At 47.2% G+C, this 25,036-nt stretch carries 18 protein-coding genes and 7 pseudogenes; 19 read left to right on the top strand and 6 right to left on the bottom strand.

Annotated elements, in window-relative coordinates; translation table 11 throughout:
* The first annotated feature begins 131 nt into the window (after positions 1 to 131).
* From JCM17471_RS08200 to JCM17471_RS08190, 3 genes and pseudogenes are all read left to right on the top strand, one after another.
* Positions 132 to 1,356, top strand: a pseudogene (locus tag JCM17471_RS08200) (MFS transporter).
* A 95-nt stretch (positions 1,357 to 1,451) separates the two neighbouring features.
* Positions 1,452 to 1,682 carry a CsbD family protein gene (locus JCM17471_RS08195; protein ID WP_054777490.1) on the top strand — a complete coding sequence of 77 codons (231 nt, stop codon included), beginning with the start codon at positions 1,452 to 1,454 and terminating at the stop codon, positions 1,680 to 1,682.
* 201 nt (positions 1,683 to 1,883) lie between these two features.
* Positions 1,884 to 2,998 (top strand): annotated as a pseudogene (locus tag JCM17471_RS08190) (lactate oxidase).
* Between the two features lie 81 nt (positions 2,999 to 3,079).
* Here the strand turns inward: JCM17471_RS08190 and JCM17471_RS15260 are convergent.
* Positions 3,080 to 3,313, bottom strand: a complete 234-nt coding sequence (locus JCM17471_RS15260; protein ID WP_263849463.1) for a pyruvate kinase alpha/beta domain-containing protein — start codon at positions 3,311 to 3,313, stop codon at positions 3,080 to 3,082.
* Positions 3,256 to 4,506 (bottom strand): pyruvate kinase, encoded by a 1,251-nt coding sequence (pyk, locus tag JCM17471_RS08185; RefSeq protein WP_225354198.1) that lies wholly within the window; start codon positions 4,504 to 4,506, stop codon positions 3,256 to 3,258. Before pyk ends, JCM17471_RS15260 begins: the two co-directional genes overlap by 58 nt.
* Positions 4,507 to 4,656: 150 nt before the next feature.
* Between pyk and JCM17471_RS08180 the strand changes: the two genes are divergently transcribed.
* The 7 genes and pseudogenes from JCM17471_RS08180 (at position 4,657) to lpdD (ending at position 10,712) form a co-directional block, all read left to right on the top strand.
* On the top strand, positions 4,657 to 5,973 hold the full coding sequence (locus tag JCM17471_RS08180) for a GntP family permease (protein ID WP_054777489.1): 1,317 nt from the start codon (positions 4,657 to 4,659) through the stop codon (positions 5,971 to 5,973).
* 13 nt (positions 5,974 to 5,986) lie between these two features.
* A pseudogene (locus tag JCM17471_RS08175) lies at positions 5,987 to 7,128 on the top strand (glycerate kinase family protein).
* A gap of 126 nt (positions 7,129 to 7,254) precedes the next feature.
* Positions 7,255 to 7,620 carry a LysR family transcriptional regulator gene (locus JCM17471_RS15255; protein WP_225354197.1) on the top strand — a complete coding sequence of 122 codons (366 nt, stop codon included), beginning with the start codon at positions 7,255 to 7,257 and terminating at the stop codon, positions 7,618 to 7,620.
* Positions 7,617 to 8,054: a LysR family transcriptional regulator substrate-binding protein gene (locus JCM17471_RS15250; protein ID WP_263849462.1), complete on the top strand. Its 438-nt coding sequence runs from the start codon at positions 7,617 to 7,619 to the stop codon at positions 8,052 to 8,054. Before JCM17471_RS15255 ends, JCM17471_RS15250 begins: the two co-directional genes overlap by 4 nt.
* Positions 8,055 to 8,243: 189 nt before the next feature.
* Positions 8,244 to 9,717: pseudogene (locus tag JCM17471_RS08165) on the top strand (UbiD family decarboxylase).
* A gap of 28 nt (positions 9,718 to 9,745) precedes the next feature.
* Positions 9,746 to 10,318: a UbiX family flavin prenyltransferase gene (locus tag JCM17471_RS08160; RefSeq protein WP_439646758.1), complete on the top strand. Its 573-nt coding sequence runs from the start codon at positions 9,746 to 9,748 to the stop codon at positions 10,316 to 10,318.
* A complete protein-coding gene (lpdD, locus tag JCM17471_RS08155; RefSeq protein ID WP_054777488.1) occupies positions 10,302 to 10,712 on the top strand; it encodes a prenylated flavin chaperone LpdD in 411 nt (136 codons plus the stop codon). Before JCM17471_RS08160 ends, lpdD begins: the two co-directional genes overlap by 17 nt.
* Positions 10,713 to 10,796: 84 nt before the next feature.
* Here lpdD and JCM17471_RS08150 read toward each other — a convergent pair whose 3' ends face one another.
* Entirely contained in the window at positions 10,797 to 11,081 is a 285-nt protein-coding gene (locus JCM17471_RS08150) for a hypothetical protein (protein ID WP_054777487.1), read from the bottom strand.
* Positions 11,082 to 11,114: 33 nt separating this feature from the next.
* The gene (locus JCM17471_RS08145) at positions 11,115 to 12,212 is read right to left on the bottom strand and encodes a low temperature requirement protein A (RefSeq protein WP_054777486.1); all 1,098 of its coding nucleotides are present in this window, start codon (positions 12,210 to 12,212) and stop codon (positions 11,115 to 11,117) included.
* A 138-nt stretch (positions 12,213 to 12,350) separates the two neighbouring features.
* Between JCM17471_RS08145 and JCM17471_RS08140 the strand changes: the two genes are divergently transcribed.
* The gene (locus tag JCM17471_RS08140; RefSeq protein WP_082395262.1) at positions 12,351 to 13,394 is read left to right on the top strand and encodes a DMT family transporter; all 1,044 of its coding nucleotides are present in this window, start codon (positions 12,351 to 12,353) and stop codon (positions 13,392 to 13,394) included.
* Between the two features lie 44 nt (positions 13,395 to 13,438).
* Positions 13,439 to 14,251 (top strand): fumarylacetoacetate hydrolase family protein, encoded by an 813-nt coding sequence (locus JCM17471_RS08135; protein ID WP_054777485.1) that lies wholly within the window; start codon positions 13,439 to 13,441, stop codon positions 14,249 to 14,251.
* Between the two features lie 54 nt (positions 14,252 to 14,305).
* Here the strand turns inward: JCM17471_RS08135 and JCM17471_RS14080 are convergent, their stop codons facing one another.
* Entirely contained in the window at positions 14,306 to 14,461 is a 156-nt protein-coding gene (locus tag JCM17471_RS14080; protein ID WP_156321648.1) for a hypothetical protein, read from the bottom strand.
* 139 nt (positions 14,462 to 14,600) lie between these two features.
* On the opposite strand from JCM17471_RS14080, the pseudogene JCM17471_RS16550 reads away from it, so the two are divergent.
* Both JCM17471_RS16550 and JCM17471_RS16545 read left to right on the top strand, forming a co-directional pair.
* A pseudogene (locus tag JCM17471_RS16550) lies at positions 14,601 to 14,869 on the top strand (histidine phosphatase family protein).
* The gene (locus tag JCM17471_RS16545) at positions 14,866 to 15,285 is read left to right on the top strand and encodes a 2,3-bisphosphoglycerate-dependent phosphoglycerate mutase (RefSeq protein ID WP_369395842.1); all 420 of its coding nucleotides are present in this window, start codon (positions 14,866 to 14,868) and stop codon (positions 15,283 to 15,285) included. Before JCM17471_RS16550 ends, JCM17471_RS16545 begins: the two are co-directional and overlap by 4 nt.
* A 415-nt stretch (positions 15,286 to 15,700) precedes the next feature.
* Here JCM17471_RS16545 and JCM17471_RS08125 read toward each other — a convergent pair whose 3' ends face one another.
* Positions 15,701 to 17,041, bottom strand: coding sequence for a C1 family peptidase (locus tag JCM17471_RS08125; RefSeq protein WP_054777484.1), 1,341 nt, complete (start codon positions 17,039 to 17,041; stop codon positions 15,701 to 15,703).
* A gap of 187 nt (positions 17,042 to 17,228) precedes the next feature.
* On the opposite strand from JCM17471_RS08125, the pseudogene JCM17471_RS08120 reads away from it, so the two are divergent.
* From JCM17471_RS08120 to JCM17471_RS08100, 5 genes and pseudogenes are all read left to right on the top strand, one after another.
* Positions 17,229 to 18,177, top strand: a pseudogene (locus JCM17471_RS08120) (LacI family DNA-binding transcriptional regulator).
* A 401-nt stretch (positions 18,178 to 18,578) separates the two neighbouring features.
* Positions 18,579 to 20,252: a glycoside hydrolase family 13 protein gene (locus JCM17471_RS08115; protein ID WP_054777483.1), complete on the top strand. Its 1,674-nt coding sequence runs from the start codon at positions 18,579 to 18,581 to the stop codon at positions 20,250 to 20,252.
* A gap of 4 nt (positions 20,253 to 20,256) precedes the next feature.
* On the top strand, positions 20,257 to 22,002 hold the full coding sequence (locus tag JCM17471_RS08110) for a glycoside hydrolase family 13 protein (RefSeq protein ID WP_054777482.1): 1,746 nt from the start codon (positions 20,257 to 20,259) through the stop codon (positions 22,000 to 22,002).
* Between the two features lie 373 nt (positions 22,003 to 22,375).
* Positions 22,376 to 23,613 (top strand): annotated as a pseudogene (locus JCM17471_RS08105) (extracellular solute-binding protein).
* Positions 23,614 to 23,675: 62 nt separating this feature from the next.
* Complete coding sequence (locus JCM17471_RS08100) at positions 23,676 to 25,034, top strand: carbohydrate ABC transporter permease (RefSeq protein WP_054777481.1); 1,359 nt, start codon at positions 23,676 to 23,678, stop codon at positions 25,032 to 25,034.
* Positions 25,035 to 25,036: the final 2 nt, after the last annotated feature.

The following is a 25,036-nucleotide window of genomic DNA, read 5'->3' as shown; positions in this document are numbered from 1 at the left end:
ACGTATGAAATCATCCGGTCCAAATTGGCCTTGCCCTTCAACGCGATGTCGGGCATAATAGTCAACAATGTGCTGCGGCATGTGAACAAAATAAGGACCGACAGAGAGCGGTCATTTTGGAGGAACTGAATATGGAATTGAGTCAACTAGGACACCAAGGACTGAGTGCGGACCAAAAGAAAGTGATCGCGTCAACCAGTGCCGGCTTTTCACTCGAGAACATGGATATCATGTTTTTATCGTTTGCAATGACACCCATCATTGCACAACTACACATCTCGAGTGGGGCAGCCGGGCTGATTGGATCAATTACTAACTTAGGTATGCTCGTCGGCGGTGTCCTTTTCGGTTTTTTAGGGGACCGATTTGGACGGGTGAAGACTTTTTTCACACACAGTGATTATTTTCGCAATTGCGACGGCATTGATGTATTTTGCTAACGACATCACGACTATCTATGTCTTGCGCTTCTTGGCGGGTATTGGTGCCGGTGGTGAATACGGCGTTGGGATTACATTGATTGCCGAGAGCTTTCGGCACGATCAGATTGGTAAGATGACCTCGGTTGCAGCGATTGGCGGCCAAGTCGGTGCAATCTTTGCAGCATTGGCCGCAGCCATCATCATTCCTCAATTTGGCTGGCATGCCTTGTTCTTGATGGGCGTTCTTCCGGTTATTTTGACCTTCTTCATCCGCCGCCACCTCAACGAAAGTTCGGAATTCTTGGCTGCACAACAAGATGAAGATCCAGCCAAAAGTATCGATTGCTCGCCTATTCAACACGCCAGCTGTGGCCCGGCAGACGATTGCCTTGATGGTCATGGCCATTGTACAAATCGCGGGATATTTTGGCCTGATGAACTGGTTACCCGTGATTGTGCAGAAGCAACAGGGCTTATCCGTTGCGGGTTCATCATTATGGATGATTGCGACAATCGTTGGGATGAGTTTGGGGATGTTAACATTTGGGAATATCCTCGATCATTTGGCCCCCGCCGTGCCTTCAGTGTGTTCTTGCTGGCATCGGCCCTGGTTGTCTTCGCGATTACGTGGGCACACAGCACCTGGACCTTAGTCATTATTGGCGCGATTGTTGGTTTCTTTTCGAACGGGATGTTTGGTGGCTACGGCGCTGTCATCAGTCGTCTCTATCCGACTGAAATCCGCTCCACTGCCAACAATGTGATTATGAATACTGGTCGCGCTATCGGCGGGTTCTCCTCAGTCATGATTGGTGTACTAATGGATCACTACACGCTGAGTGTGACCATGGCCAGCCTTTCTGCACTCTATCTGCTCAGCTTTGTCGTCATGATTACGTTGCCAGGCATCAAGCGTTTGACAGTGTCTCGCTAAAGCGACTAAAAGTTTTGAGCATAAAACGTGCATGTGTTTACCCCAACCTTGTATGCTTAAGATGGTTCAAAAAATAATCACTGGAGGTTATACACATGGCAGATTTCGATTCAATGAAAGATAAAGTAGTAGGTAAGGTCAAAGAAGAGACTGGCAAGTTAACCAATAATGAAGAGCTCGAAGCAAAAGGTAAGGCAGAACAACTCAAGGGTGCTGCCAAAGAAAAGGTTAACGACGCTAAAAAGCAAGTTGGCGAAGCGGGCGAAGATATGAAAGAAAAGGCCGCTAAGAAGTTCAACGATACCGTTGATAAAGCTGACAAATAGCTAGACGGGTGAGGTGATGATCCGGCGCTTCACAAGGGAAGCGCGGGATTAACATCTCGTACAGCGGCATCATTTTCAACCAGACGTGGTTGAGGATGATGCCGCTGTTTTTGTGTGCGATTAAAAAATTCGGCAAAAGTACTTTACTTACTTTTTATAAGTGATATGCTCGACTCATAGTTAATTAAGGGGGCACTAATCATGACAGTAGTAAATGGCTACGAACAAAGTGACAACGAAAAGAAGCTGGATATTTTAAATCTGCCAGCGTTAGAAGATGAAGCAAAGAAGATCATCCCAACAGGTGGTTATGGTTACATCTTTGGTGGTTCAGAGGATGATTGGACACTTCGGCAAAATACGAAGGCGTTTGAGCATGCACAAATCGTACCAAAGGCGCTTTCTGATATTGAATCTCCTGACTTGTCGACCAATGTTTTTGGCCTGGACTTGAAGACACCTGTTATGATGGCGCCAACAGCTGCTCAAGGCTTGGCACATGCCAAGGGTGAAGCAGATACTGCACGTGGCGTTGCCGCAGTTGGTGGCTTGATGGCACAAAGTACCTATAGTTCAACATCAATTGCTGATACAGCCGCAGCCGGCAATGGCGCACCACAATTCTTCCAACTCTATATGAGTAAGGATTGGAGCTTCAACGAATCCTTGTTGGATGAAGCTAAGAAGGCTGGCGTTAAGGCCATTATCTTAACTGTTGATGCGACTGTTGATGGTTATCGTGAACAAGATATTATCAATAACTTCCAATTCCCTATTCCAATGGCGAACTTGACCAAGTTCTCTGAAGGCGATGGGAAGGGCAAGGGTATCGGTGAAATCTATGCCTCTGCTGCTCAAAAGATTGGCCCTGATGATGTCCGTCGGATCGCTGAATACACTGATTTACCAGTCATTGTTAAGGGAATTCAATCTCCTGAAGATGCCTTGCGTGCAATCGGTGCCGGTGCCGCCGGGATTTATGTTTCTAATCACGGTGGTCGCCAATTAATGGTGGCCCAGCATCATTCGATGTACTTGAAAGCATCGCTAAGGCAGTTAACCACCAAGTACCAATCATTTTTGATTCTGGTGTTCGCCGTGGGAGCCATGTCTTCAAGGCATTAGCTGCTGGTGCTGACTTAGTTGCCTTTGGCCGTCCTGTCATTTATGGCTTGGCTTTAGGTGGCGCAGAAGGGGTTCAAAGTGTCTTTGAACACATCGACCACGAATTAGAAATCATCATGCAATTGGCCGGTACTAAGACCATTGAAGATGTTAAGCATGCACCACTGTTACACATCAATTACGCTGATTAAAATATTAAAAACTGTCATACAAAAAGAAGCCGTGACAAACCTCAAAAATGGGTTTGTCACGGCTTCTTTCATGTCGATTTATTATTCGCTCAATCGCCGAATCATCACGTTATTGGTGTCTTGTGCTTTTCCTAAAGGTAAGCCTGCGACAATAATGACAATATCGCCGGGTTGCGCTAATCGTTCTTGAATGAGTAGGACTTCAGCGTGGCGGACCACTTGCTCAAAATCAGTACTTTGATTGATCACAAAGGGAGTTACACCCCAGGACAGGAGTAGTCCATCAGCAGTTTGCCGGTCAAAGGTTGCGGCAATAATAGGGACGGGTGGTTTGAAGCGTGAGATTTGGCGGGCGGTAAAGCCGGTTGCGTGATGCTGATAATTGCCTTGGCGTTGACCTTTTCAGCCGCGGTAACAGCTGAAATTGCAGTTGTTGTGGTGATATTTTCTGTCTGTGGCCGTGGAATGCGACTACCGTGATCGATTAATTGTAAATCAGCATGCTCATCAATGCTTGCCATCGTGGCGACGGACTCAACGGGATACTCGCCGTTGGCACTTTCGCCCGATAACATAGTGGCGTCTGTGCCGGCTAAAACCGCATAAGTCACGTCGGTCACCTCAGCACGCGTTGGCCGTGGGTTGTGTTGCATCGAGTCAAGCATTTGGGTGGCGGTGATGACGGGTTTGCCAGCCAATAATGCCTTGGTAATCAAGTTCTGTTCAACAGAGGGCACATCTTCAAAAGGAATTTCGACTCCCAGATCACCACGGGCGACCATAATGCCATCTGCGGCCGCTAGAATGCCATCGATATTATCAATGCCTTCTTGTGATTCAATTTTGGGGATAATCATGACGTCTGTGGCGTCTAAATCAGCTAAGAGGTTTTTGATGTCCCAGACATCAGATGGTTTGCGGACAAAACTCGCGGCAATAAACTGAATGCCTTGTTTGACCCCAAAAGAGATATCATCGCGATCGCGGTCTGTGAGTCCCTTTAAATCAATTTGGACACCGGGAATATTGACGCCCTTATGTTCGCCGAGTAATAGCGAGTTTTGCGCTTCGACGATTAATTCATGCGCGGCCAAGTCTTTATCAACCACAATTGTCTCTAGTGTGCCATCATCAAAAAGTACGCGATGACCGATATCGGTATGATCAAAGACACCAGCATAGCTAATATCGATGGCATCATGAGTTCCTAGTTGTCCGGTGTTCATTGTCAGTCGGAAACGGTCTCCGGTGTGAAAGGCGATGGCCTGGCTCTCTTGATTGAGACCAGTTCTGATTTCTGCGCCCTTGGTATCGAGCATTAAAGCCACGTGACGATTGAGCTTAGCGGCAACTTCTTTAGCCAAATTCATTGTTTTGAGTTGTGAATCATGAGTCCCATGGGAAAAATTAAAACGAAATACATTGACTCCAGCTTCAATTAATCCTGCAATCGTTTTAGAATTATCAGAAGTAGGTCCTAACGTCGCTACAATTTTAGTCCGGCGCATGATATTTTCCTCCTAATACAGATATAATGTTTATTGTTAAAAATATAAACTATATATAATGTCTAATGATTTGATTCATAATCATTGTAGTTCAAAAAGAATGGAATACAATTAGTACAGTTCAACAATAAAAGAACGGAGGTTATGTATATGGGAAGCTTGGTATTAACCTGGTGGGCCGCATTGATTGGTCTAGCAGTCGCAATTATTTTGATTCTGAAGAAGCTGAACCCCGTCTATTCACTGCTTTTGGGGGCCGTGATTGGGAGCTTGATTGGTGGCGCAAATCTGGTTCAAACCATTGATATCTTGATCAAGGGTTCGCAGAGTGTCATGGGAACGGTACTGCGGGTCCTGGCAGCCGGTATGTTGGCGGGTGTCATGATGGAGTCTGGTTCTGCTGACACGCTGGCTCGGGCCATCGTGTCTAAGTTCGGCGATCGATTCGCGCTGTTTGCACTCGCGCTTGCCACGATGATCATCACGGCTGTCGGTGTCTTCATTCCTGTGGCGGTGCTGATTGTGGCACCAATCGCGCTGGAAGTGGGGAAACGGATGAACTTCTCCAAACTGTCACTCCTTGTCGCCTTGTCTGGTGGTGGGAAGGCAGGGAATATTATCTCGCCTAACCCTAACACGATTGCGGCTGCCAAGGGATTCAACGTTGAATTGAGTCAAGTCATGATTGCGGACTTTATTCCCGCTGTCATCGCTTTAATCGTGACTGTGCTGCTTGCAACGTTGATTCGGAAGCGGGGATCAGCCGTTCTGGATGCTGATCTCGAGAATCTGACACAGGCAGCTGCAGATGATGACAAGAAATTGCCTTCATTGGGCGCATCGCTTGTCACACCAGTCCTAGCAATTGTGCTCTTACTACTCAATCCACTGGGATCAATTTTTCACATTGCGGCGTTAACGACAATTAATCTGGATGCGATGTATGTCTTACCATTCGCGGCAGTTGTAGGCGCTTTAGCCATGGGTCAGGGTAAGCAACTAAGTGAGTTCGCTCGATCTGGTATTGCGCGCATGACGGATGTTGTGCTGATTCTGATTGGTGCTGGTGCCATTGGGGCAACCATCACGTCTTCTGATCTGCCAAACCAGATCATTAACTTGATCAAGGCCTCCGGTATGTCAGGAACCCTGCTCGCCCCAATTTCTGGGATTCTGATGGCAGCAGCGACTGCTTCGACTTCAACCGGGGTTATCTTGGCAACAGGCTCGTTCTCAAAGGCCATTCTGGGCTTCGGTGTTAACCCAATTGCAGCGGCAGCGATGGTTCATACCGGTGGGATTGTAATCGATCACTTGCCACATGGGAACTACTTCCACGTCACAGCCAATGCGATGCACATGGATATCAGTGAACGTTCACACGCGATTGTTTATGAATCATTGGTCGGCCTGAGTGCCACAATCACGGCGACCGTCTTGTATGGGTTCTTACACTTCATGTTCTAGTAGGAGGAATACTATGAAATTTGTGATTGCACCTGATTCTTTTAAAGGTAGTTTGACGGCAAAAGAAGCTGCTGAGGATATTCGAACAGGTCTCGCTCGGGTTTATCCCGACGCCACCTATGAACTGGTGCCCATGGCTGATGGCGGTGAAGGCACGGTTCAATCATTGGTGGATGCCACAGATGGTGAACTGATTACTGAAACGGTCACTGGTCCACTGGGTAAGCCTGTTCAAGCAGCGTATGGCATGCTGGGTGACGGCGAAACGGCCGCCATCGAGATGTCTGCGGCGAGCGGTATCGGCTTTGTGACGGATGAAACCAAGAATCCATTGGTTACAACCACATATGGAACCGGTGAATTGATCATTAAGGCACTCGATCGTGGCGCCAAAAGATTATTCTGGGTATCGGCGGTTCTGCCACCAATGATGGTGGGGCTGGGATGGCTCAAGCAATCGGGGTGTCACTCAAGGATGCAGCGGACCAAGAACTCGGTTTTGGTGGTGGCCAACTCGGCGATTTGCTGACAATTGATGTCAGTGGGGTTGATCCACGCATCAAGGATACCGAAATTTTGATTGCGTCTGATGTGACGAATCCGCTCGTTGGTGAAACAGGTGCTTCGGCTGTCTTTGGCCCACAAAAGGGGGCAACACCAGAAATGGTGAAGACATTGGACGATAACCTGAATCACTATGCGGCAGTGATTAAAGCAACCATGGGAAAGGACTTGGCTGATTATCCTGGTGCAGGCGCTGCTGGTGGCTTGGGTGCTGGACTGTTGGCCTTCACGAATGCCACGATGGATCGTGGTATTGAGATTGTCATCGCGTATACCAAACTGAAGGAACGCGCACAAAACGCGGATTATGTCATCACTGGTGAAGGCGGCATTGACTTCCAAACTCAGTACGGCAAGACGCCGTATGGTGTTGCACTCGCGACCAAGAGTGTGGCACCGAATGCGCCCGTGATTGTGATGGCGGGTAATATCGGTGAAGGTGTCGATGTGCTGTATAAGAAGGAGGCCATCGATGCCATCTTTGCCACACCGGATGGCGCAAAGCCACTCGATAAGGCCATCGCTGATACGGATCATGACATCAGTGAATTAGCCGAAAATATTGCTCGATTGATTAAGGCAAGCCATTAATTGGCAGCTTTTATTGCTAGATAATATGAAAGCAGTTGTGGAAATTGATTTCTACAACTGCTTTTTTAGTGTCCGTTTGCCTGTGTTAGAATAGCGGTACGTGGATTGATGAGAGGACAAGAGAGTGTGGATACTCAAAAATTAGCAACATTTGTGGATTTAGCAACGACCAAGAACTACAGTGAGACTGCAGCACGTATTTTCTCGACACAAGCAACGGTCTCAAAACAGATTATGGCGTTAGAAAAGGAATGGGGCATTAAGCTATTCACTCGCGCTCACCGTCAAGTGACTTTAACGGCGGCCGGTGAAGCAGTGTTGCCGGCAGTGAAGCGTGTTCTTGCTGAAACACAAGTGTTAGCTGACAAAGTGGCAGCACAGCGCTTAGCATCCGAGCAAACTTTAGTCATCAAGGGGATCCCATCGATTTCTCAGTACCAAGCGTTCAAGATCATTACAGAATTCACCAAAAATATCCCGACATCAACTTGAAGTTCAGTGAAGTCGAAACGGATCAACTCGAGTCGGCTCTGACCCATGATCGAGCGGACATTATCTTCACCCGCCTCTTTCATCCCATTCAGGCAAAATATACGGCGTTAATCAATGAAGAGGATTACTTTGTTATTTTGATGCCAAAATCCAATCGGTTAGCCGCGCAAGCAAGTGTGAAGCTTGAAATGCTGGTACATGAATCATTTTTGCTGTTGGATTCGGCGACTAATCTGTTTGATCCAGTGAAAACAATGCTCATGCAGGCCGGCATTACGCCGCAGATTACGTATGAAGGTCGAAGAATCGATTTGATTTTAGGCATGCTCAATCGCGGCGTGGGAGTCTCGATTATGATGCGTAAATCATTTGATCTGACCAACTATAAAACGTGGTGGCCATCCCGATTGAACCCAAGGCATACAGTCACTTAGCATTTGTCAAACAACGCAATAAGCATTCGCAGGCCATTGATACCTTTTGGCATTTTGCCAATCAATCGATTTAACAAAAGCCCGATGTATTCCATATTGGAATACATCGGGCTTTTGTTTGAATTGTTCACCAGCTGACTGCCTCTCATAATGAAGGTATCAACAAGTGAGCAAATAGGAGGCTTATTCATGGTGAATGAACTATATGATTTAAGAAAAGTACTCAAAGAAATTAAAGATGTTCCAGGACAGTATCACGAAACGGATGTCGAGATTGATCCCAATGCGGATCTAGCTGGTGTTTATCGCTATATTGGCGCCGGTGGGACCGTTAAGCGGCCAACGACAGAAGGACCAACCATGATGTTTAACAACGTTAAGGGATTCCCTAATAGCCGTGTGCTTATTGGATTGCAGGCTTCACGCAAACGCGTCGGTCAAATCTTGCACCATGACTACAAGACGTTGGGTCAGATGTTGAATGAAGCTGTCTTGCATCCCGTTGCACCCGTTCAGGTCGACAAGTCACAGGCACCAGCACAAGAAGTGGTGCATTTGGCCTCAGATCCGGATTTGATATTCGCGAATTACTTGCCGCTCCGACCAACACACCGGAAGATGCTGGGCCCTATATCACCATGGGCGTTGTGTACGGTCATAGTATGGATCATCAGCAGAGCGATGTCACCATTCACCGGATGGTCTTGGAGGATAAAGACACCATCGGTATGTATATCATGCCAGGCGGCCGGCATATCGGTGCTTTTTGAAAGCATATGAGGCCCAGAACAAGCCGATGCCAATCACCATTAATATTGGCTTGGACCCCGCAATTACCATCGGTGCCACATTTGAGCCACCAACCACACCACTGGGGTATAACGAATTGCAGGTTGCCGGTGCATTACGTAATGAACCGGTTCAAGTTGTGCCCGGTGTTGCCGTTGATGCATTAGGCATTGCCCGTTCCGAATGGATTATTGAAGCCGAAATCATGCCGAATCAGACGATGCAAGAGGATATCAATACGAACACAGGCTATGCGATGCCTGAATTTCCAGGTTATAACGGCACAGCCAATCCCGCTGTGAATGTGGTCAAAGTTAAAGCCGTGACGCATCGACAGGATCGTCCAATTGTGCAAACAACGATTGGCCCTTCTGAAGAACATGTTTCGATGGCGGGCATTCCAACCGAAGCATCGATACTGAATCTGGTTGACCGGGCGATTCCAGGCAAAGTATTGAATGTTTATAATGCGCCTGCAGGTGGTGGCAAGCTCATGACGATTATGCAGATTCACAAGGACAATGAAGCCGATGAAGGGATTCAACGCCAAGCAGCACTGTTGGCCTTTTCAGCATTCAAAGAGCTTAAGACAGTTATTCTAGTGGATGAAGATGTGGATATCTTTGATTGGAACGATGTGATGTGGACAATCAACACACGGTTCCAAGCCGATCGTGACATCATGGTCCTCGAAGGCATGCGGAATCATCCGCTCGACCCCTCCGAATTACCGGAATATGATCCCGCGCGCATTCGAATTCGTGGTATGAGCTCAAAGTTGGTACTAGACGGCACAGTTCCTTACGACATGCGCGACACATTCAAGCGGGCCGCATTCAAAGAAATCTCAGATTGGCAAAAGTATTTGGACTAAATTGGAAAAGGGGCACATATGAAAAATTGTGGTCGGTATCTCAGGCGCAAGTGGGACCATCTATGGCATTCGTTTGCTAGAAGTTTTGCACGCAATGGCTGACGTTGAAGTTCATTTGGTGATGAGTCGTTGGGCCAAAGAAAACTTGGCCATCGAGCAAACACAATATAACGAGACTCAGGTCAAGTCACTGGCTGATGTGACTTATTCTGATCAGGACTTGGGGGCCGCTATTGCGAGTGGCAGCTTTATTCACGATGGCATGGTCATCGTACCCGCAAGTATGAAAACAATTGCCACAGTGGCGACTGGGATCGGAGAAAATTTGATTGCCCGCGCAGCAGATGTCACATTGAAGGAACAACGACAATTGATTGTGGTGCCGCGGGAATCCCCCTTCAATCAGATTCATCTTGAAAATATGTTAAAGCTATCAAAGATGGGAGTCGCGGTGATTCCACCGATTCCAGCCTTCTACAATCACCCCAAGACAATCGATGATATTATTAATCACACGATTATGAAAATTTTGGATAGCTTAAGGCTCGAAAATACAGTGAGCGCACGGTGGGAGGGGTTAGGCCATGCAAGACAACGATAACACGTTTGAAACGTCCATCACGCGTGAAGGCTATACGATGAAGGCAATCTTGGAACGCCAGAGTCTAGACGTGTTGATTCAAGTCATTGGTGGTGACGTGCCACACTATGGCGTTGTGATGACTGTGGATAACACGGGACAGACTGAAGTCATTGCGATGCCGAGTCGACCTGGACATGTTCATCAAGAAAAAGTGCTCATCAATCCTGTGATTAAGGCTATTAAGCCAGCCTTACAAAACAATGCAATCATTGTGTCTGGCATGCATGTAAATGACATCACACCGGCACAAATGCGGGCAGCAGTGCCAATGGCAAAGGTACTTGGTGAGCGGCTTGCGGATTGGCTGATGGCGCATCCAGGACATCGGACCGAAGTGACTTTCGCCCAGTGAGGATTCAGAACAAAGAAATAAGGCGCTATGACAAAACCTGATTGGTCTTGTCATAGCGCCTTATTTTGATTGAAATCTTAGGGATTACAGTCCCATCTGACCCAAGGTATAGATGGCGTTGCGGAATTCATCGCGACGATCTTGCGACTTTTCTTGATCGGATTCGAGTTCAGTCATATCAATCCGGACAATTGCACTGCGCAGCAAGCTGACCAAAGTCTTGTCATTCATGCGGATGAACAAGTGATCGGTGTCGAAGCGTTCGACCGCGTCTTCCCAAACACGTTCGTTGTTATGTTCACTGTTGACGTTTCGCTTGATGATTGATTTGCCGTCAAGCGTGTGGAATGTTACATCATATGTTTTCAAATTTGCCACCCCTTTATTCCTCTCATTATACGCTTAGTTGCGTTCTGACAAAATAAATTGCCAGTAGTATAGGTTATTTGCAATCAGATAAGCGGTGAGCCCGAGCAGATTGAGTAGTGGAATACCCATCGTGACGAAGCTGTAAACAGCAAATAGCAAAATCGTGAAGCCAAAATAAAAGAAGCGTTTAAAACCGATATCGACTTGTGGTCGCCGATACGCGTGCAGGTATATGGCAAGACTGAATAAGAAACCAGCCAGTGCGAGCACACTGCCTAACCAGTACCATTGCGGATTCAATTCATGACTCAGATAGAGGCGAATGAAGGTTGCCAGCGCGAGAATACTGATCAGCAAGGGGTAATGAATATGGATGGTAACCAGACCCGCCGTTTGACGATGGCGATCGATGCCGCGTTCATAAACCAGAATGTACATCACGAAGAGTAAGACGATTATCGCGAAGAAAAAGAACTGTGCGATGCCGAATTCGTGATGTAAGGTTTCAGCGATGGCAATTACTGCTTCACCGAAAATCAGTAAGGTGAGCAGTGAGTAGCGTTCGGTGAGGTGGGGGAAATCAGTCGGCAAGGCTGCAAACCGATTGGCAAACAACAGTGGTGAGAAAGCCGCGATGATGATACCGGTGAAGAAGATGCCAAATGAAACCGCATAGTTACTGGGAAGCAAAGAGATGAGGGCGAAACCACCACTGAGACTCAGAATCGTTATCAGTGGGCGACTCAGCGGATTGGGTGTTGCCTTGGCCGCGATGGCATATTGTATCGCAACACTCAATAACAGCAGTGCTGTGCTCAGTTGAAACGCAACCTTGGTGGCGGCAAAGTCAACGTTGAGGGCCGTCGAGAGGTAGGTGACCAGAAACATATCTGCGGCCATGAAGAGCTGCGACCAGAACTGACCGGTGAAGAAGCGATTGGCAAAAACGGTTTGATAAGTCCACACCGTCCAAAAGACGAGGAACATCATCAAGAATTCACCCAGATTGAGCCAGGAAATCACGCCATGGGTTGGCATCGCGAGTGTCTGAGTCATGCGGCCAATTGCATAAGCAAAGATGAGATCATAAAAAAGCTCCGGCATCGAAACCGGTTTTTCAGTTTGTTGCATGATGAAATCACATTCTTTCAAAATATTATTGATGTTACAAGTAAATTCAAAGGCCGATTTTAAACGCTTTGGCCCGCATAATTTCTGAAAGTGCTATACTGAATATTGTAAATTACATAATAGATTGGACTGGCTGACGTGAGAAAAACGATCGGATACATTGTAATGTCAACCTTCTTGTTCAGTTCAATGGAGATTGTTCTGAAACTGGCAGGAGGCACTTTTTCAGCACTACAACTCAACTTTTTGCGCTTCTTAATCGGCGGATTAGTGTTATTACCGCTGGCAATGAAGTTTTTGCGGCAACATCAACTGCGGATTCTACCGCACTGGGGGATTTTTGCACTGACAGGATTCGTGTGTGTAATTGTCAGTATGACCTTCTTCCAGCTGGCGGTTGAAAATGCGCCAGCGGCTACGGTTGCTGTCTTGTTCTCTTGCAACCCCGTCTTCGCGCTCTTATTCTCATATATCTTGTTGCACGAGACGTTGAGTCGAACCAGCATCATCTCAGTGGTGATCTCGGTTATCGGCTTATTGATTATCATTAATCCAGCACATCTCACGAATCCATTTGGCTTGAGTCTTGCTGTGATATCAGCCATTACTTTTGGCTTATATAGTATCATTTCTCGTTGGGGTTCACAAAAATATCACTATAACGGGATTGTGATGACGACCTTTACGTTCTTGTTCGGTGCCGCTGAACTGTTGATCGGTATTGGTTTGAGTCACTTACCTGTTGTGACGCGGGCCCTGGCTAATCCGGGACTCAAAGACTTCGTGAATATTCCAGTTGTTCAGGGAATTTCATGGTCTTCCTTACCAATGCTTGCTTATATTGGGATTGGGGTCACCGGTTTAGGGTTTGCCTTTTACTTCATCGCGATGGAGCGCTCTGATGTCTCAACAGCGTCACTGGTGTTCTTCATCAAGCCAGGCCTTGCACCAATCATGGCCGCTATCATCTTGGGCGAACGCATTCCTGGGCTCACCATTGTCGGGATTGTCATTATCTTGCTCGGTTCCGTCATTTCATTTGTCGGCGAGAGCTTTATCGAACGTGTCGACAAGATGTTGCCTTGGCACAAAAAGATTCAGTCCACGATTTGTAAAATCAACTCAGTTCCAGCAGTACCGGCCGCATGGTTGGTGGTGCTGGAACTTTTTGTCTTCATGTGATTGCACTCCTATAATAGGTTAAAACGGTTACAGGAGGCACCATCATGAAATTAGGGATGTATCACAATCAGGTCGTGGCCATAACAGTTGAAGGCGATACGGTCGTGGGCCAAATTGTGCAATCAGCGGCGACTGTGTTTGAAGTGATTGAAAATGGTCTGGCACACTATACCTTGGAAGCGGCCCATCCACTGGATATGGCAGCACTACAGATGCCGATTCCGGTGCCGACACAGGTGTTTGCGGTGGGGATGAATTATCGTGATCATTCACAAGAGATCCATATCCAATTACCCGAAGTGCCCAGTATCTTCACCAAGTTTCAGACGAGTTTGGCCGCACCCAATGTCACTGTCAAGCGGCACGGCGATAAGACGGACTGGGAAACAGAGTTGGTGATTGTGATTGGCCGTGGTGGCCGTGATATCACAAAGGCGGATGCACTGACGCATGTTGCCGGCTATATGATTGGTCAAGATTTATCCGACCGGGCGGTGCAATTTGCCAATGCCACCCCGCAATTTTCAATGGGGAAGTCATTTGAAAACTATGGCCCCATGGGACCTTGGGTAACAACACCAGACGAAATCAGTGAGTTGGGGCAACTCCAGATTGAAACGCGCGTCAATGATCAGGTGATGCAGCATGCCACACTGGACCAAATGATTTTTGATGTGCCAACGTTAATTAGCTATGTATCGAGCGTCACTGAATTGGTCGCAGGCGATGTGATTTTTACCGGCACCCCAAGTGGTGTGGGCGTGGGGCGTGACCCGCAACAATTCCTGCAACCAGGCGATAAGCTGGTGAGTGCGATTGACCAGCTGGGCAGCCTGAATATCACCATTCAAGATTAAGAAAAATAAGGCTGTGACGACCCCGCGTGGGTGTTGTCACAGCCTTTTGAATGTTTATTTTTCGTCAGATTGATAGTAAGTGGTTGCGTAAGCTGAATCTTGCTGTTGACCCAGTTGTAAGTAGTGGGTGACCAACAAGTAAGTCATCCCGGTAATACCAACGACTGCTGCGAGAACCGCCCCGAAAATACGTTTTGCTGATAGCTTCATCTCTGTCACCTCCACCAACTATATTACATGCAAGACCGGCTGCCAAACATTGAAATCGCGAACAAACGCAGGCCCGTAAATGACAATTCTGTAAGGTCCGCTTGCGCCCGTGAAAAATGCTATACTTAAGTGAAAATCAATGAGAGGTGAGAACGTGGTCAAATTAGTTTTATTGCGACACGGTGAAAGTGAGGCCAATTTTGCCAATACATATACAGGCTGGTCAGATGTGCCTTTGACAAAAAGGGAATCGAGCAGGCTCATGCGGCGGGCCAAGCACTGGCACAGACAGGATTGGCATTTGAACATGTTCACACGTCAATGCTCAAACGCGCTATCATGACCGCTTACTTGGTTCAGGATGAACTGGAACAAATTGGTTACCCATCACCAAGAGTTGGCGCTTGAATGAACGGCATTATGGGGCGCTACGTGGTCTGAATAAAGACGAAACCAAAGTCTTATTTGGCGTCGATCAAGTCGCAATGTGGCGGCGGAGTTTTGCTCAGGTACCACCATTGCTGACACATCCTTCGCGCAGTCGGCGTTATCACCGTTTCCCTGCATCCATTATTCCTCGTGGTGAAAGTCTCAAGATGGCGAGTGAGCGATTGGTTCCTTATTGGACTGACGAATTAGCGCCACGTCTGAAAGCAGGAGATAATCAATTATTGGTCGCCCATGGTTCAACCATTCGCGCGTTGGTGAAGTTCATCGAAGCGATTCCTGATGATGAAATTGACCGCGTTGAAATCGGTAATGCGCAGCCGCTCATCTATACATTTGACGATCAACTGCAATTGATCGATAAGGCACACCTATAACCACAAAAAAGCAGTGACAAACCTTCGCGGTTTGTCACTGCTTTTTTGGTTCGCGGTTGCGCGCTAAACGCGTTCCCAGTCCCAACAATCTCCGTCTAACTCGCTTGTCGCACATGGCACAGGACGCCATGTCCATCAAAGCCCGTTAGTACTCGATTGCTAACCGGGATTGGTCACGCTCTAAACGCGTTCCAAAAGCCAAAACGCTCCGGTTAGCTCATTTTGTCCGAATACACAGACCGTATTCTGACCAAAATATTGCTAATCCTCATGTTTTAACCGTCTTTTGTCGCGCTCTAAACGTGTTCACTCACACTGCCTGTTCCGCCTAACAAAAACTAGCGCCAATTGCAAAATTCGCAATTTGACGCCAGTTCCGTTAGTGCTCACAGGCAAAACGTGTGAGTTCACACTCTTATGCCAAAGCACCCATTGGATCCCATGGTGCCAAGACAGTTGGCTTGTCATATTCATCTGTGATGACGGTTTGGAGTTCAAGTGGTAAGTACTTCTTGCTGATGACAACTTGGTAGACGAATTCATCAAACCAAGCATCACTGGCAACAAAGTAACCCTTGTTCCCAACCTTATCGCCCCAAGAGTTTTCAATCTTCCACTTGGTTGGCTTGCCATCAACGATATCCACACCGGTTAAGACCATAGCGTGGGTCATTAAGCTTTCACCGTAATCCAAACGTTGTGCCTTGGTGATGCTGAGGTCAACGTTGAACAGGGCATCCTTGTGATAGATTTCGGTGTCCAGAATCCCGATTTGACGATCGGAACTTTGACCAACATCACTACCGAACCAAACAGATTCGCCAGCTTCGAGCTGCTTGATAGCCAGTTGCTTAAAGGTGTCGATATCGAGGTTCAAGTGACGCACTTCACGTCCGCCGACAACGTTCCCTAACATTTCAACTGTATACAAGTGATTGTATGGCTTGTCGTCAGTAGGGGCGTTGATGATACTTTGATAATCAGCCAAGTTCCAGCCGACATACTTTTGGAAGAAGGTCTTTGGTGTGAGGTCACGATCGATATGATATTCGTGGTCATCATCGCGGTATTCCCAGTCGAATTCGGTTGGTGGGTTGCCCAATGTGTAAGCCAAGATGCGGTAAACACCGGATAACATCTCTGCCTTCTTGGCTTCAACATCATCCGCGCTTGCGCCACTGTTGACCAGATCGCGCAAAATCACAGCATCCTTACGTAACTTCAGGTTCAACACGCTATTGAGTTCAGCACTCTTGCTTGAGTTGTAAGTTTCAGGCATCACGGACTTTGGCACAATCCCATACTTGTCGATGATCGCTGTCAGCATATCCCATTGCCCACCATCTTGTTGAGGTGTGGCGACTAAGAATGCGACCTTACGACTATCGAGTGATTCGCCAGCAGTCTTAATGATATTCTCATAGAAGTAGTTAGATTTTTCGAATTTATCCCAGAAATTGGTGTAATTTTGAGATAGTTCAAAATCCTTAATCTTGAATTGGTCTTGAATACCATGACGCATGGTGTTCAATGCCGCAAACATCCAGCAACGGCCAGATTGCTTTTGATTGGCAACGGAACCGGTATCGAGTTCGATAGAGAACGTTGGGGTCATGCTGACCTTACTATCTGTATTCTCACTGCTTGCCAGCACGCCGTTGTTCATGACGGTCTTTTGAATCACATCACTAGCGGGTGTGTTAGCCAAATCGGCTTGGAACTGTTTGATGTTGTCGTTCGAAATTGCTCCACTCATAAAATGAACACTCCTTTAATTAAAGATTCATGGTATTTTAATAACATTAATCAGTGTAGCATATCCAGCAATAGATTCAACCTCACACACGGTAAAAATCTGTCGAGCAACTGGTCTAGGTGAAATCGTTGTGCTACATTTAAAAAGATAGACGAATATACGAATCATGAGATAAGCGAGGCAAATTATGGTAACGCTAGGCGATGTCGCAAAGCAGGCAAATGTATCAAAAATGACGGTATCACGAGTGATCAATCATCCTGAACAAGTCACAGATGAGCTCAAACAACTGGTGTTCACCGCCATGAGACAATTGGATTATCGGCCCAATGTGGCGGCCAAGGCGTTAGCCAACAACCGAACACAAGTGATCAAGTTTTTCATCTTGGAGGACATTGATACCGTTGAGCCCTATTATATGAACCTTTTATTTGGAATCGCTTCCGGATTGGATAAGAAACAGTATGCGCTGCAATTGGTGACCAAAATAATTTTGATTTGGGTGGCAGCGATGGTTATATCATCACGGGTGCACGCTATGAAGACTATGAGTGGATTGATCGTCTGGAGAAGCCAGTTGTGATTTTTGGTGAGAACCGCAACGGCTATGACTTCGTTGATACGGACAACAACAGGGAACCACATTGGCAACAGAATACGCCATTGCGAAGAATTATCAGTCGATTGTGTTCCTCGGCATCGACGTCAAAGAGCCCTTCGAATATTCGCGAGAGGCAGGATACATCAATACCTTGCAGAAGCATCAAAAATTGCCGCAGATTTATCGCATGGGAAATCACAGTCACGAAACGGAGCAATTCATTCGTGATCATTGGCGGCAATTTGCGACCAATACGGCATTCATCGTGGCAAGTGACCGCATGGCGCTGGGCGTGATTCGTGGGCTACAGGCGCAAAATGCTAATATTCCGACTGATTTTGGCATTATTGGGTTTGACGGGGTCTTTCTCGACCAAGTGACCAATCCCAAGTTGAGCACGGTCCGCCAACCCGTGCAGGACATGGGACAGTTAGCGGCAGAAATGTTGTTGCGCAAGATTGATCAAAACGGTGCGCCTCAGGGAGAGAAATTAATTCCACCTGAGCTGATGATTCGCGGTACGATGCGGCAATAATTGAGCAAACAAAAGACCAGTAACATCGCGGGATGTTGCTGGTCTTTTTGCGTTGGGATTGTCGCCACATAAACGTGATCCAAAAGGAAAAACATTCCGGTTAGCTCATCTTTGCTGAACTCACAACCCGATTTCTAGCAAAGATATTGCTAAACTGGGATTGCCGCACTCTAAACGTGCTCACCAACACTGCCTGTTCCGCCTAACTTACTAGCGCTAATTGCATATCCCGCAATTCATGCGCTAGCTTCGTTAGTGCTCACAGCCAAACCGTGTAGGTTCGCACTCTTTTTGTTACCGATAACAGCTATTGCGTGGTTGTGCTTTTGATAAAAACCCCATAAGCTGAAATCAGGATAAAATTCGTGATTGCATCGATTGCGCATAAAGGGGGAGTTGGCATGGCAGAATGGTATGACAAAGCCATTATTTATCAGATTTATCCCAAGTCATTCCAGGATTCAAATGGTGATGGGATTGGGGACTTGCAGGGGATTATTCAACGCATTCCATATTTACAACAACTGGGTATCAATGCGGTATGGCTCAATCCAATTTTTGTGTCACCACAAATTGATAACGGTTACGATGTGGCCAATTATTTTGCGATTGAGCCGACCTTGGGCACTATGGACGATATGGAGGCGCTCATTAAGGCATTCCACAAGGCCGGCATCAAACTGATTTTGGACTTTGTTTTGAATCACACTTCTGACCAACACCCATGGTTCTTAGACGCAGCAAAGAATCCAGATAGTATCTATCGTGACTACTACATGTTCGCCGGACATGATGGCCAAAAGCCCAATAATTGGGGCAGCTTCTTCGGCGGGTCGGTCTGGGCGGATGATCCCGCTGGAACGGGTGCGTCTTATTTCCACCTATTTGATAAACGTATGCCTGACTTGAACTGGCAAAATCCTGAGGTGCGGCATGCGATGGGAGATATTGCCGAGTTTTGGTTGGCCAAGGGTATCGATGGCTTGCGACTCGACGCATTCATCCATGTCGCCAAAGCGGATTTGCGACAAAATTATCCCCTTGCGGCCGGACAGCAAGCCCCCGTTGTGGCTGAACCGTTCTTTGCTAATTTGCCAAATGTCAAAACTTGGTTACAACCATTCAGCCAGCGCATCAAGCAACAGTTTCCACATGCATTTCTGCTCGGGGAGGCGGCGAGCGCCAACGTTAATTTGGCTGTCACCTACACAGAAAAAGCCAATCAGCTGATGGATAGTGTGATTACGTTCCGCTACTTCACGGAGGATGAGTCCCATCTTGATCCTGCTATTTCAGGTCAATTTCAACCAAAGCCATTGGATGTCACAGCCTTTAAGCAGACGCAAGTGGTTTGGCAGCAAACACTGGCTGCAGTCAGCAAACCGACACTTTATTGGAATAACCACGATATGGCCCGGGTGGCAACACGATATGTGACCGCTGGTAAAGCGCATGACGTGCAAGCCAAAAGCTTGGCGATGATGATGTATCTGCAACGCGGCATTCCCATCATTTATTACGGTGAAGAGCTCGGCATGCAAAATCTGCAGTTCAGTCAAATTGATCAGTTCAACGACCAAGCGGCCACAGATTTTGCACAGCAGGCGCAAGTTGCCGGCTACAGTGAAGCGGATGCGTTACACATGTTGAGTCAAACCCACAAACTGCCAGCTCGTGGCGGGATGCAGTGGGATGAGAGCGCCCATGCTGGGTTTACGACTGGGACGCCTTGGGTGGATGGCGCATTCGACGCGACCATCAATGTCGAAACCGAACAGCAAAACGCCAATAGCTTGTTGCGCTTTTATCAGAACTTGATTGCGCTCAAAAAGTTACCTGTTTTCACTGAGGGTGACTATTACTTGCTGGATACCGACGACTCGAGTTATGTCTACCAGCGCCATCTCGATAAGCAGACCATGATTGTGGCGGTCAACTTATCGGCGACCACAAGTACCATTACCTTACCAACGGGCCATTATCGGGCAACCTTAACGGCCGGTCAACACGAAATCAATGATAATCAACTCACCTTGTCAGCTTATGCGGGGTGTGTCATCGAAAGGATGGATTAATCCCATGGAATTAGCAGCAATTACGCATCGCCCAGAGAGTGAAGATGCTTTCTTATACACGCCAGACCACCTACGCTTGCGGTTACACACTAAGCGCGACGATATCGCCAAGGTAACCGTCCTTTACGCCGATCCTTACTGGTCAGAACCCACCGCTGATGGGGCATATCGCTTCGCATATCAGGAACAGGCACTCACTATTTTGGGTGAAGGCCAAGTCCACACGCATTGGGGTGCTGAAGTTACCGTGCCTTATCGGCGGATTCAGTATCTGTTCAGCGTGACTGATCACAATGGCGATACCTATCTATATGGTGATCGTGGGTTGCGCCCCGATACAGAAGAGGAGCGGCAGTCACTCGGTAATTATTTCAAGTTACCGTATTTTCACGAAATCGATCGGGTGAAGACTCCGGATTGGGTCAAAGATACAGTTTGGTATCAGATATTTCCTGAGCGTTTCGCTAATGGTGACACCAGCAATGACCCTGTTGGCACGCTCCCATGGAATCCGAGCGATCATCCAAGCCGTGATGCGTATTATGGCGGCGACCTGCAAGGCGTGCTCGACCACATGGATGACCTGGTTGAGTTGGGCGTGAACGGCATTTATTTCAATCCGCTGTTCAAGGCACAATCCAATCACAAGTACGACACACTGGATTATTTTGAAATTGACCCGGACTTCGGTGACAAGGCGCTGTTTGCACAGGTCATTGAAGAAGCGCACAAACGGGGCATCAAGGTGATGCTGGATGCCGTCTTCAATCACCTGGGAAATAATAGCCTGCAGTGGCAAGATGTGATTAAACATGGGCAAGACTCGCGCTTTGCAGATTGGTTCCACATTCAAGAGTTCCCAGTCACGCCGTACCGCAATCCAATCAACGGTGAGGGTGATCCTCAGTTTGATACATTCGCGTTTGGTGAAGGGATGCCTAAGCTTAATACCGCCAATCCTGAAGTGAAGGCATTCTTATTAGAAATTGCCACTTACTGGATCAAACAATTTGATATCGATGCTTGGCGGCTCGATGTGGCTAACGAAATCGATCACCGCTTCTGGAAAGAATTCGCGGATGCTTGCTTGGCCATCAAACCCGATTTTTATATCTTGGGTGAAATCTGGCACAGCTCGCAGACTTGGTTGAACGGGGATGAATTCTCCGGCGTGATGAACTACGCCTATACGCAGCTGATTGAAGACTATTACCTGAAACATGCATTGTCCACGCGTGATTTCACCGGCTTATTGACGGATCAATTGATGAAATATCGCGACCAGACTAATCAAGTGATGCTCAATATGCTGGATTCGCACGACACACCGCGATTGCTGACACTGGCACACGATAACAAGGCGCTGATGTTCCAGACGATTGCTTTCACGTTCCTTCAACCGGGTAGCCCATGTATTTATTATGGGACCGAGATGGGGATGGACGGTGAGAACGATCCCGACGATCGCAAACCAATGGACTGGAGTCAAAAGGGTGCCGCTGCTTGGCAACAGACCCAAAAGTTGGTGCAATTTCGAACCGACCATGCCCATACATTGAGTCGCGGTGAGATTCAATTTGAAACCGTTGATGGCCTACTCAAGGTGACGCGCACAGGTGAAGAGACCATCGTGGGTTACTTCAATCCGACAGCAGAGATGATTTCATTGGATCTACCGGCGTTTGATCAGAGCCAAAACTATGTCAGCCACATTCTGCAACCAAATGGCTATGTGATGGTGGTCGCATAAACGCGCTCCAAAAGGCAAAACACTCCGGTTAGCTCATCTTTGGCGAACCCACAAACCGGTTTCTGCCAAAGATATTGCTAATCCTCATGTTTTAACCGCCTTTTGTCGCGCTCTTCATTTGTTACTCGTAACAAGCCAAACAAAAGCATGGCCTCGAAACAATCGAGTGTCATGCTTTTTGTTTGCCCAGAGTGGCGCGGATTCACCGTGTTTAGGGGCTGTTTTGTTTTGGTACCGGTAACAACGGAAATGATATTGATAAACCGTTTTCATATCCGCATAATGAAATATGTAAGGTAGCGAGGGCGACTTGCTACCACACAGCGATTCAGTTGGTCTTATATCACAGATTTTATAAGGAGGAATTATTGTTATGAAGTTATGGAAGAAGATTCTCATGGGAAGCACCTCATTGGTTGCGATCACATTGCTCGCTGCCTGCGGGTCCAATAGTTCAGATTCATCATCGAGCACATCATCCTCAAAGGGTGTGTCAGGAGACGTGACCTTGTGGGTTGATACCCAACAAGTGCCATACTACAAGACAATCGCTAAGAACTTTAACAAGAAATATCCTGATGTGAAGGTTAAGGTCCAACAAAGTCCTAACGGTTCAGCTAACGCCAAGACTGATGTTGCCAAGGATCCATCAAAGGCTGCGGATGTCTTCGAAGTGCCTAACGATCAATTGGGTCAAATGGCAGATGCTGGTTACATCAATCCATTGTCACCAGATGCCACCAAGACCGTGAAGAATGAAAGTGTTGCCGCTGCTGTGAAGGGCGTTCAATGGAAGAAGCAACTCTATGCCTTCCCATTTGCGCAACAAGCACAAACACTTTATTACAACAAGTCTAAGCTGAGCGCTGAAGATGTGAAGTCATGGGATACATTAACTTCAAAGGGTGTTGTGGCAACTGACTTTACCAATGCTTATGTGGCTTATCCTGTCTTCTTCTCTGCTGGGACGCAACTTTACGGGAGTACCGGTGAAGACTTGAAGGGTACAAACATCAACAGCACTAAGGGTGTCGACGCCATGAAGTGGTTCGCTGCTCAAAAGAGTAACAAGGGCGTGATGCAGACAACTAATGCGTTAAACCAATTGAAGTCTGGTAAGGCAAGTGCCATTCTCGATGGTCCTTGGAACGCTTCTAACTTGAAGAAGGTTCTGGGCGACAACTTCGCGGTTGCACCATATCCAACAATCACTATCAATGGCAAGCAAGTTCAAATGCAAGCTTCTTAGGGATTGAAGCATTCGCAGTGAATGCAAAGACCCCAACGAAGAACCAAAAGGCTGCACAAACATTGGCCCAATTCATCACTAACGAACAATCACAATTAATCATCTACAAGGGCGAAGGTCAAATTCCTGTTAACAAGAAGGCTCAAAAGAGTAACGCTGTCACAAGTGATGCAGTTGCTGTCGCTGTTAACACCATGTCCAAGTCTGACCACTCCACTTTGATGCCTAAGATGCCACAAATGAACGTGTTCTGGAACCAAGCTGCACCACTTATAAACGGTGCTTACACTGGTTCAATCAAACCTGATCAATACACCACCAAGTTGGACACCTTCGTTAAGGCTGTATCAAAGGAAAACTAATCACAATGAACTGGAAAAGGTTGGGCGGCCTGCTCAACCTTTTCGCTTAGAAGGAGACAGTTATGTTCAAGAAAAAAGTTAAACACACTCCTGCGGCAACGTTTCGAGAAGTTTGGTCAAAAGGTGATGCTGCTAACAAGCTAAGCTTCTTCGTAATGGGTGCATCAGCAATTAAGAATAAGCAGTGGGTTAAGGGTTTTGCCTACTTAATCGCAGAGATTGTTTTCATCGCTTGGATGGCGATGAGTGGTGTCGGCGCGCTGGGCATGTTTGCTTCACTTGGTCCCATCAAGGCCAAGAAAGTTGTCTTTGACAAGGCGCAAGGCATTTATGTTACCCAACAACCCAGTGATTCCGTTGTTATCTTGCTCTTTGGGGTCTTCGCATTGATCCTGATTGTCGCATTTATCGGTTTGTACTACACCAATCTGCGGGTCAACCGCAAGTTGTACGTCGAGAAGCGTGACGGCCTGCACATGATGAGCAATAGCGAAGAATTGAAGTCACTCTTAAATGAGAATCTGCACGCAACATTGATGACCTTGCCAATCGCGTTAATCGTGTTATTCACGGTTTTACCAACGTTGTACATGATCTCAATGGCGTTCACCAACTATGACTCGAAACACGCGATCGCATTTTCTTGGACTGGCTTTAAGGCCTTTGGTAACGTGCTCTCCGGGGATTTGGCAGGGACTTTCTTCCCAGTTCTCGCTTGGACCTTGGTCTGGGCGGTGATGGCAACAGCAACCACCTTCTTCTTTGGGGTGTTGCTCGCCATGCTGATTGAATCAAATGGGATCAAGTTCAAGGGCGTTTGGCGGACCTTATTCGTTATCGTCTTTGCGGTACCACAATTCGTTTCCTTACTGATGATGGCGCAATTCTTGGATCTGCAAGGGCCACTGAACGGCTTGTTAATGAACATCGGTTTAATCAGTCATCCGATTAACTTTATCGGTGCGTCGGCGAGTCCGCTCATCGCACGGATTACCGTTATAGTCGTCAATATGTGGATCGGGATTCCCGTCTCCATGTTGGTCTCCACCGCGATTATTCAGAATTTACCAGAGGATCAGATTGAAGCGGCGCGCTTGGATGGCGCCAATGCTTTCCAAATTTTCCGTTCAATCACATTCCCCCAAATCCTGTTTGTGATGGCACCATCATTGATTCAGCAGTTTATCGGTAACATCAATAACTTCAACGTGATCTTCCTGCTGACTGGTGGGATGCCGATGAACAATAACTACAATGGTGCCGGTGACACCGATCTGTTAGTGACATGGTTGTACAACTTGGTATTCGGTCAAACACAGCGTTATAACGCATCCGCTGTCTTAGGGATTTTGATCTTTATCATCAGTGCCACATTCTCACTTTTCGCATATCGGCGGACCAATGCATTCAAGGAGGGCTAACC

Source organism: Lacticaseibacillus saniviri JCM 17471 = DSM 24301, assembly GCF_001311785.1.
Classification (GTDB): Bacteria; Bacillota; Bacilli; order Lactobacillales; family Lactobacillaceae; genus Lacticaseibacillus; species Lacticaseibacillus saniviri.
Note: the sequence above shows the minus strand (reverse complement) of the source record. Positions and strands in the feature narration are given on the sequence as shown.

Coding starts and splice junctions, on each gene's coding strand:
- JCM17471_RS14080 (WP_156321648.1), bottom strand. CDS start 14,461: ATGAAGCTATCAGCAAAACGTATTTTCGGGGCGGTTCTCGCAGCAGTC.
- pyk (WP_225354198.1), bottom strand. CDS start 4,506: ATGCGCCGGACTAAAATTGTAGCGACGTTAGGACCTACTTCTGATAAT.
- JCM17471_RS08195 (WP_054777490.1), top strand. CDS start 1,452: ATGGCAGATTTCGATTCAATGAAAGATAAAGTAGTAGGTAAGGTCAAA.
- JCM17471_RS08135 (WP_054777485.1), top strand. CDS start 13,439: ATGAAATTAGGGATGTATCACAATCAGGTCGTGGCCATAACAGTTGAA.
- JCM17471_RS08110 (WP_054777482.1), top strand. CDS start 20,257: ATGGAATTAGCAGCAATTACGCATCGCCCAGAGAGTGAAGATGCTTTC.
- JCM17471_RS08145 (WP_054777486.1), bottom strand. CDS start 12,212: ATGCAACAAACTGAAAAACCGGTTTCGATGCCGGAGCTTTTTTATGAT.
- JCM17471_RS08180 (WP_054777489.1), top strand. CDS start 4,657: ATGGGAAGCTTGGTATTAACCTGGTGGGCCGCATTGATTGGTCTAGCA.
- lpdD (WP_054777488.1), top strand. CDS start 10,302: ATGCAAGACAACGATAACACGTTTGAAACGTCCATCACGCGTGAAGGC.
- JCM17471_RS08100 (WP_054777481.1), top strand. CDS start 23,676: ATGTTCAAGAAAAAAGTTAAACACACTCCTGCGGCAACGTTTCGAGAA.
- JCM17471_RS08115 (WP_054777483.1), top strand. CDS start 18,579: ATGGCAGAATGGTATGACAAAGCCATTATTTATCAGATTTATCCCAAG.
- JCM17471_RS08125 (WP_054777484.1), bottom strand. CDS start 17,041: ATGAGTGGAGCAATTTCGAACGACAACATCAAACAGTTCCAAGCCGAT.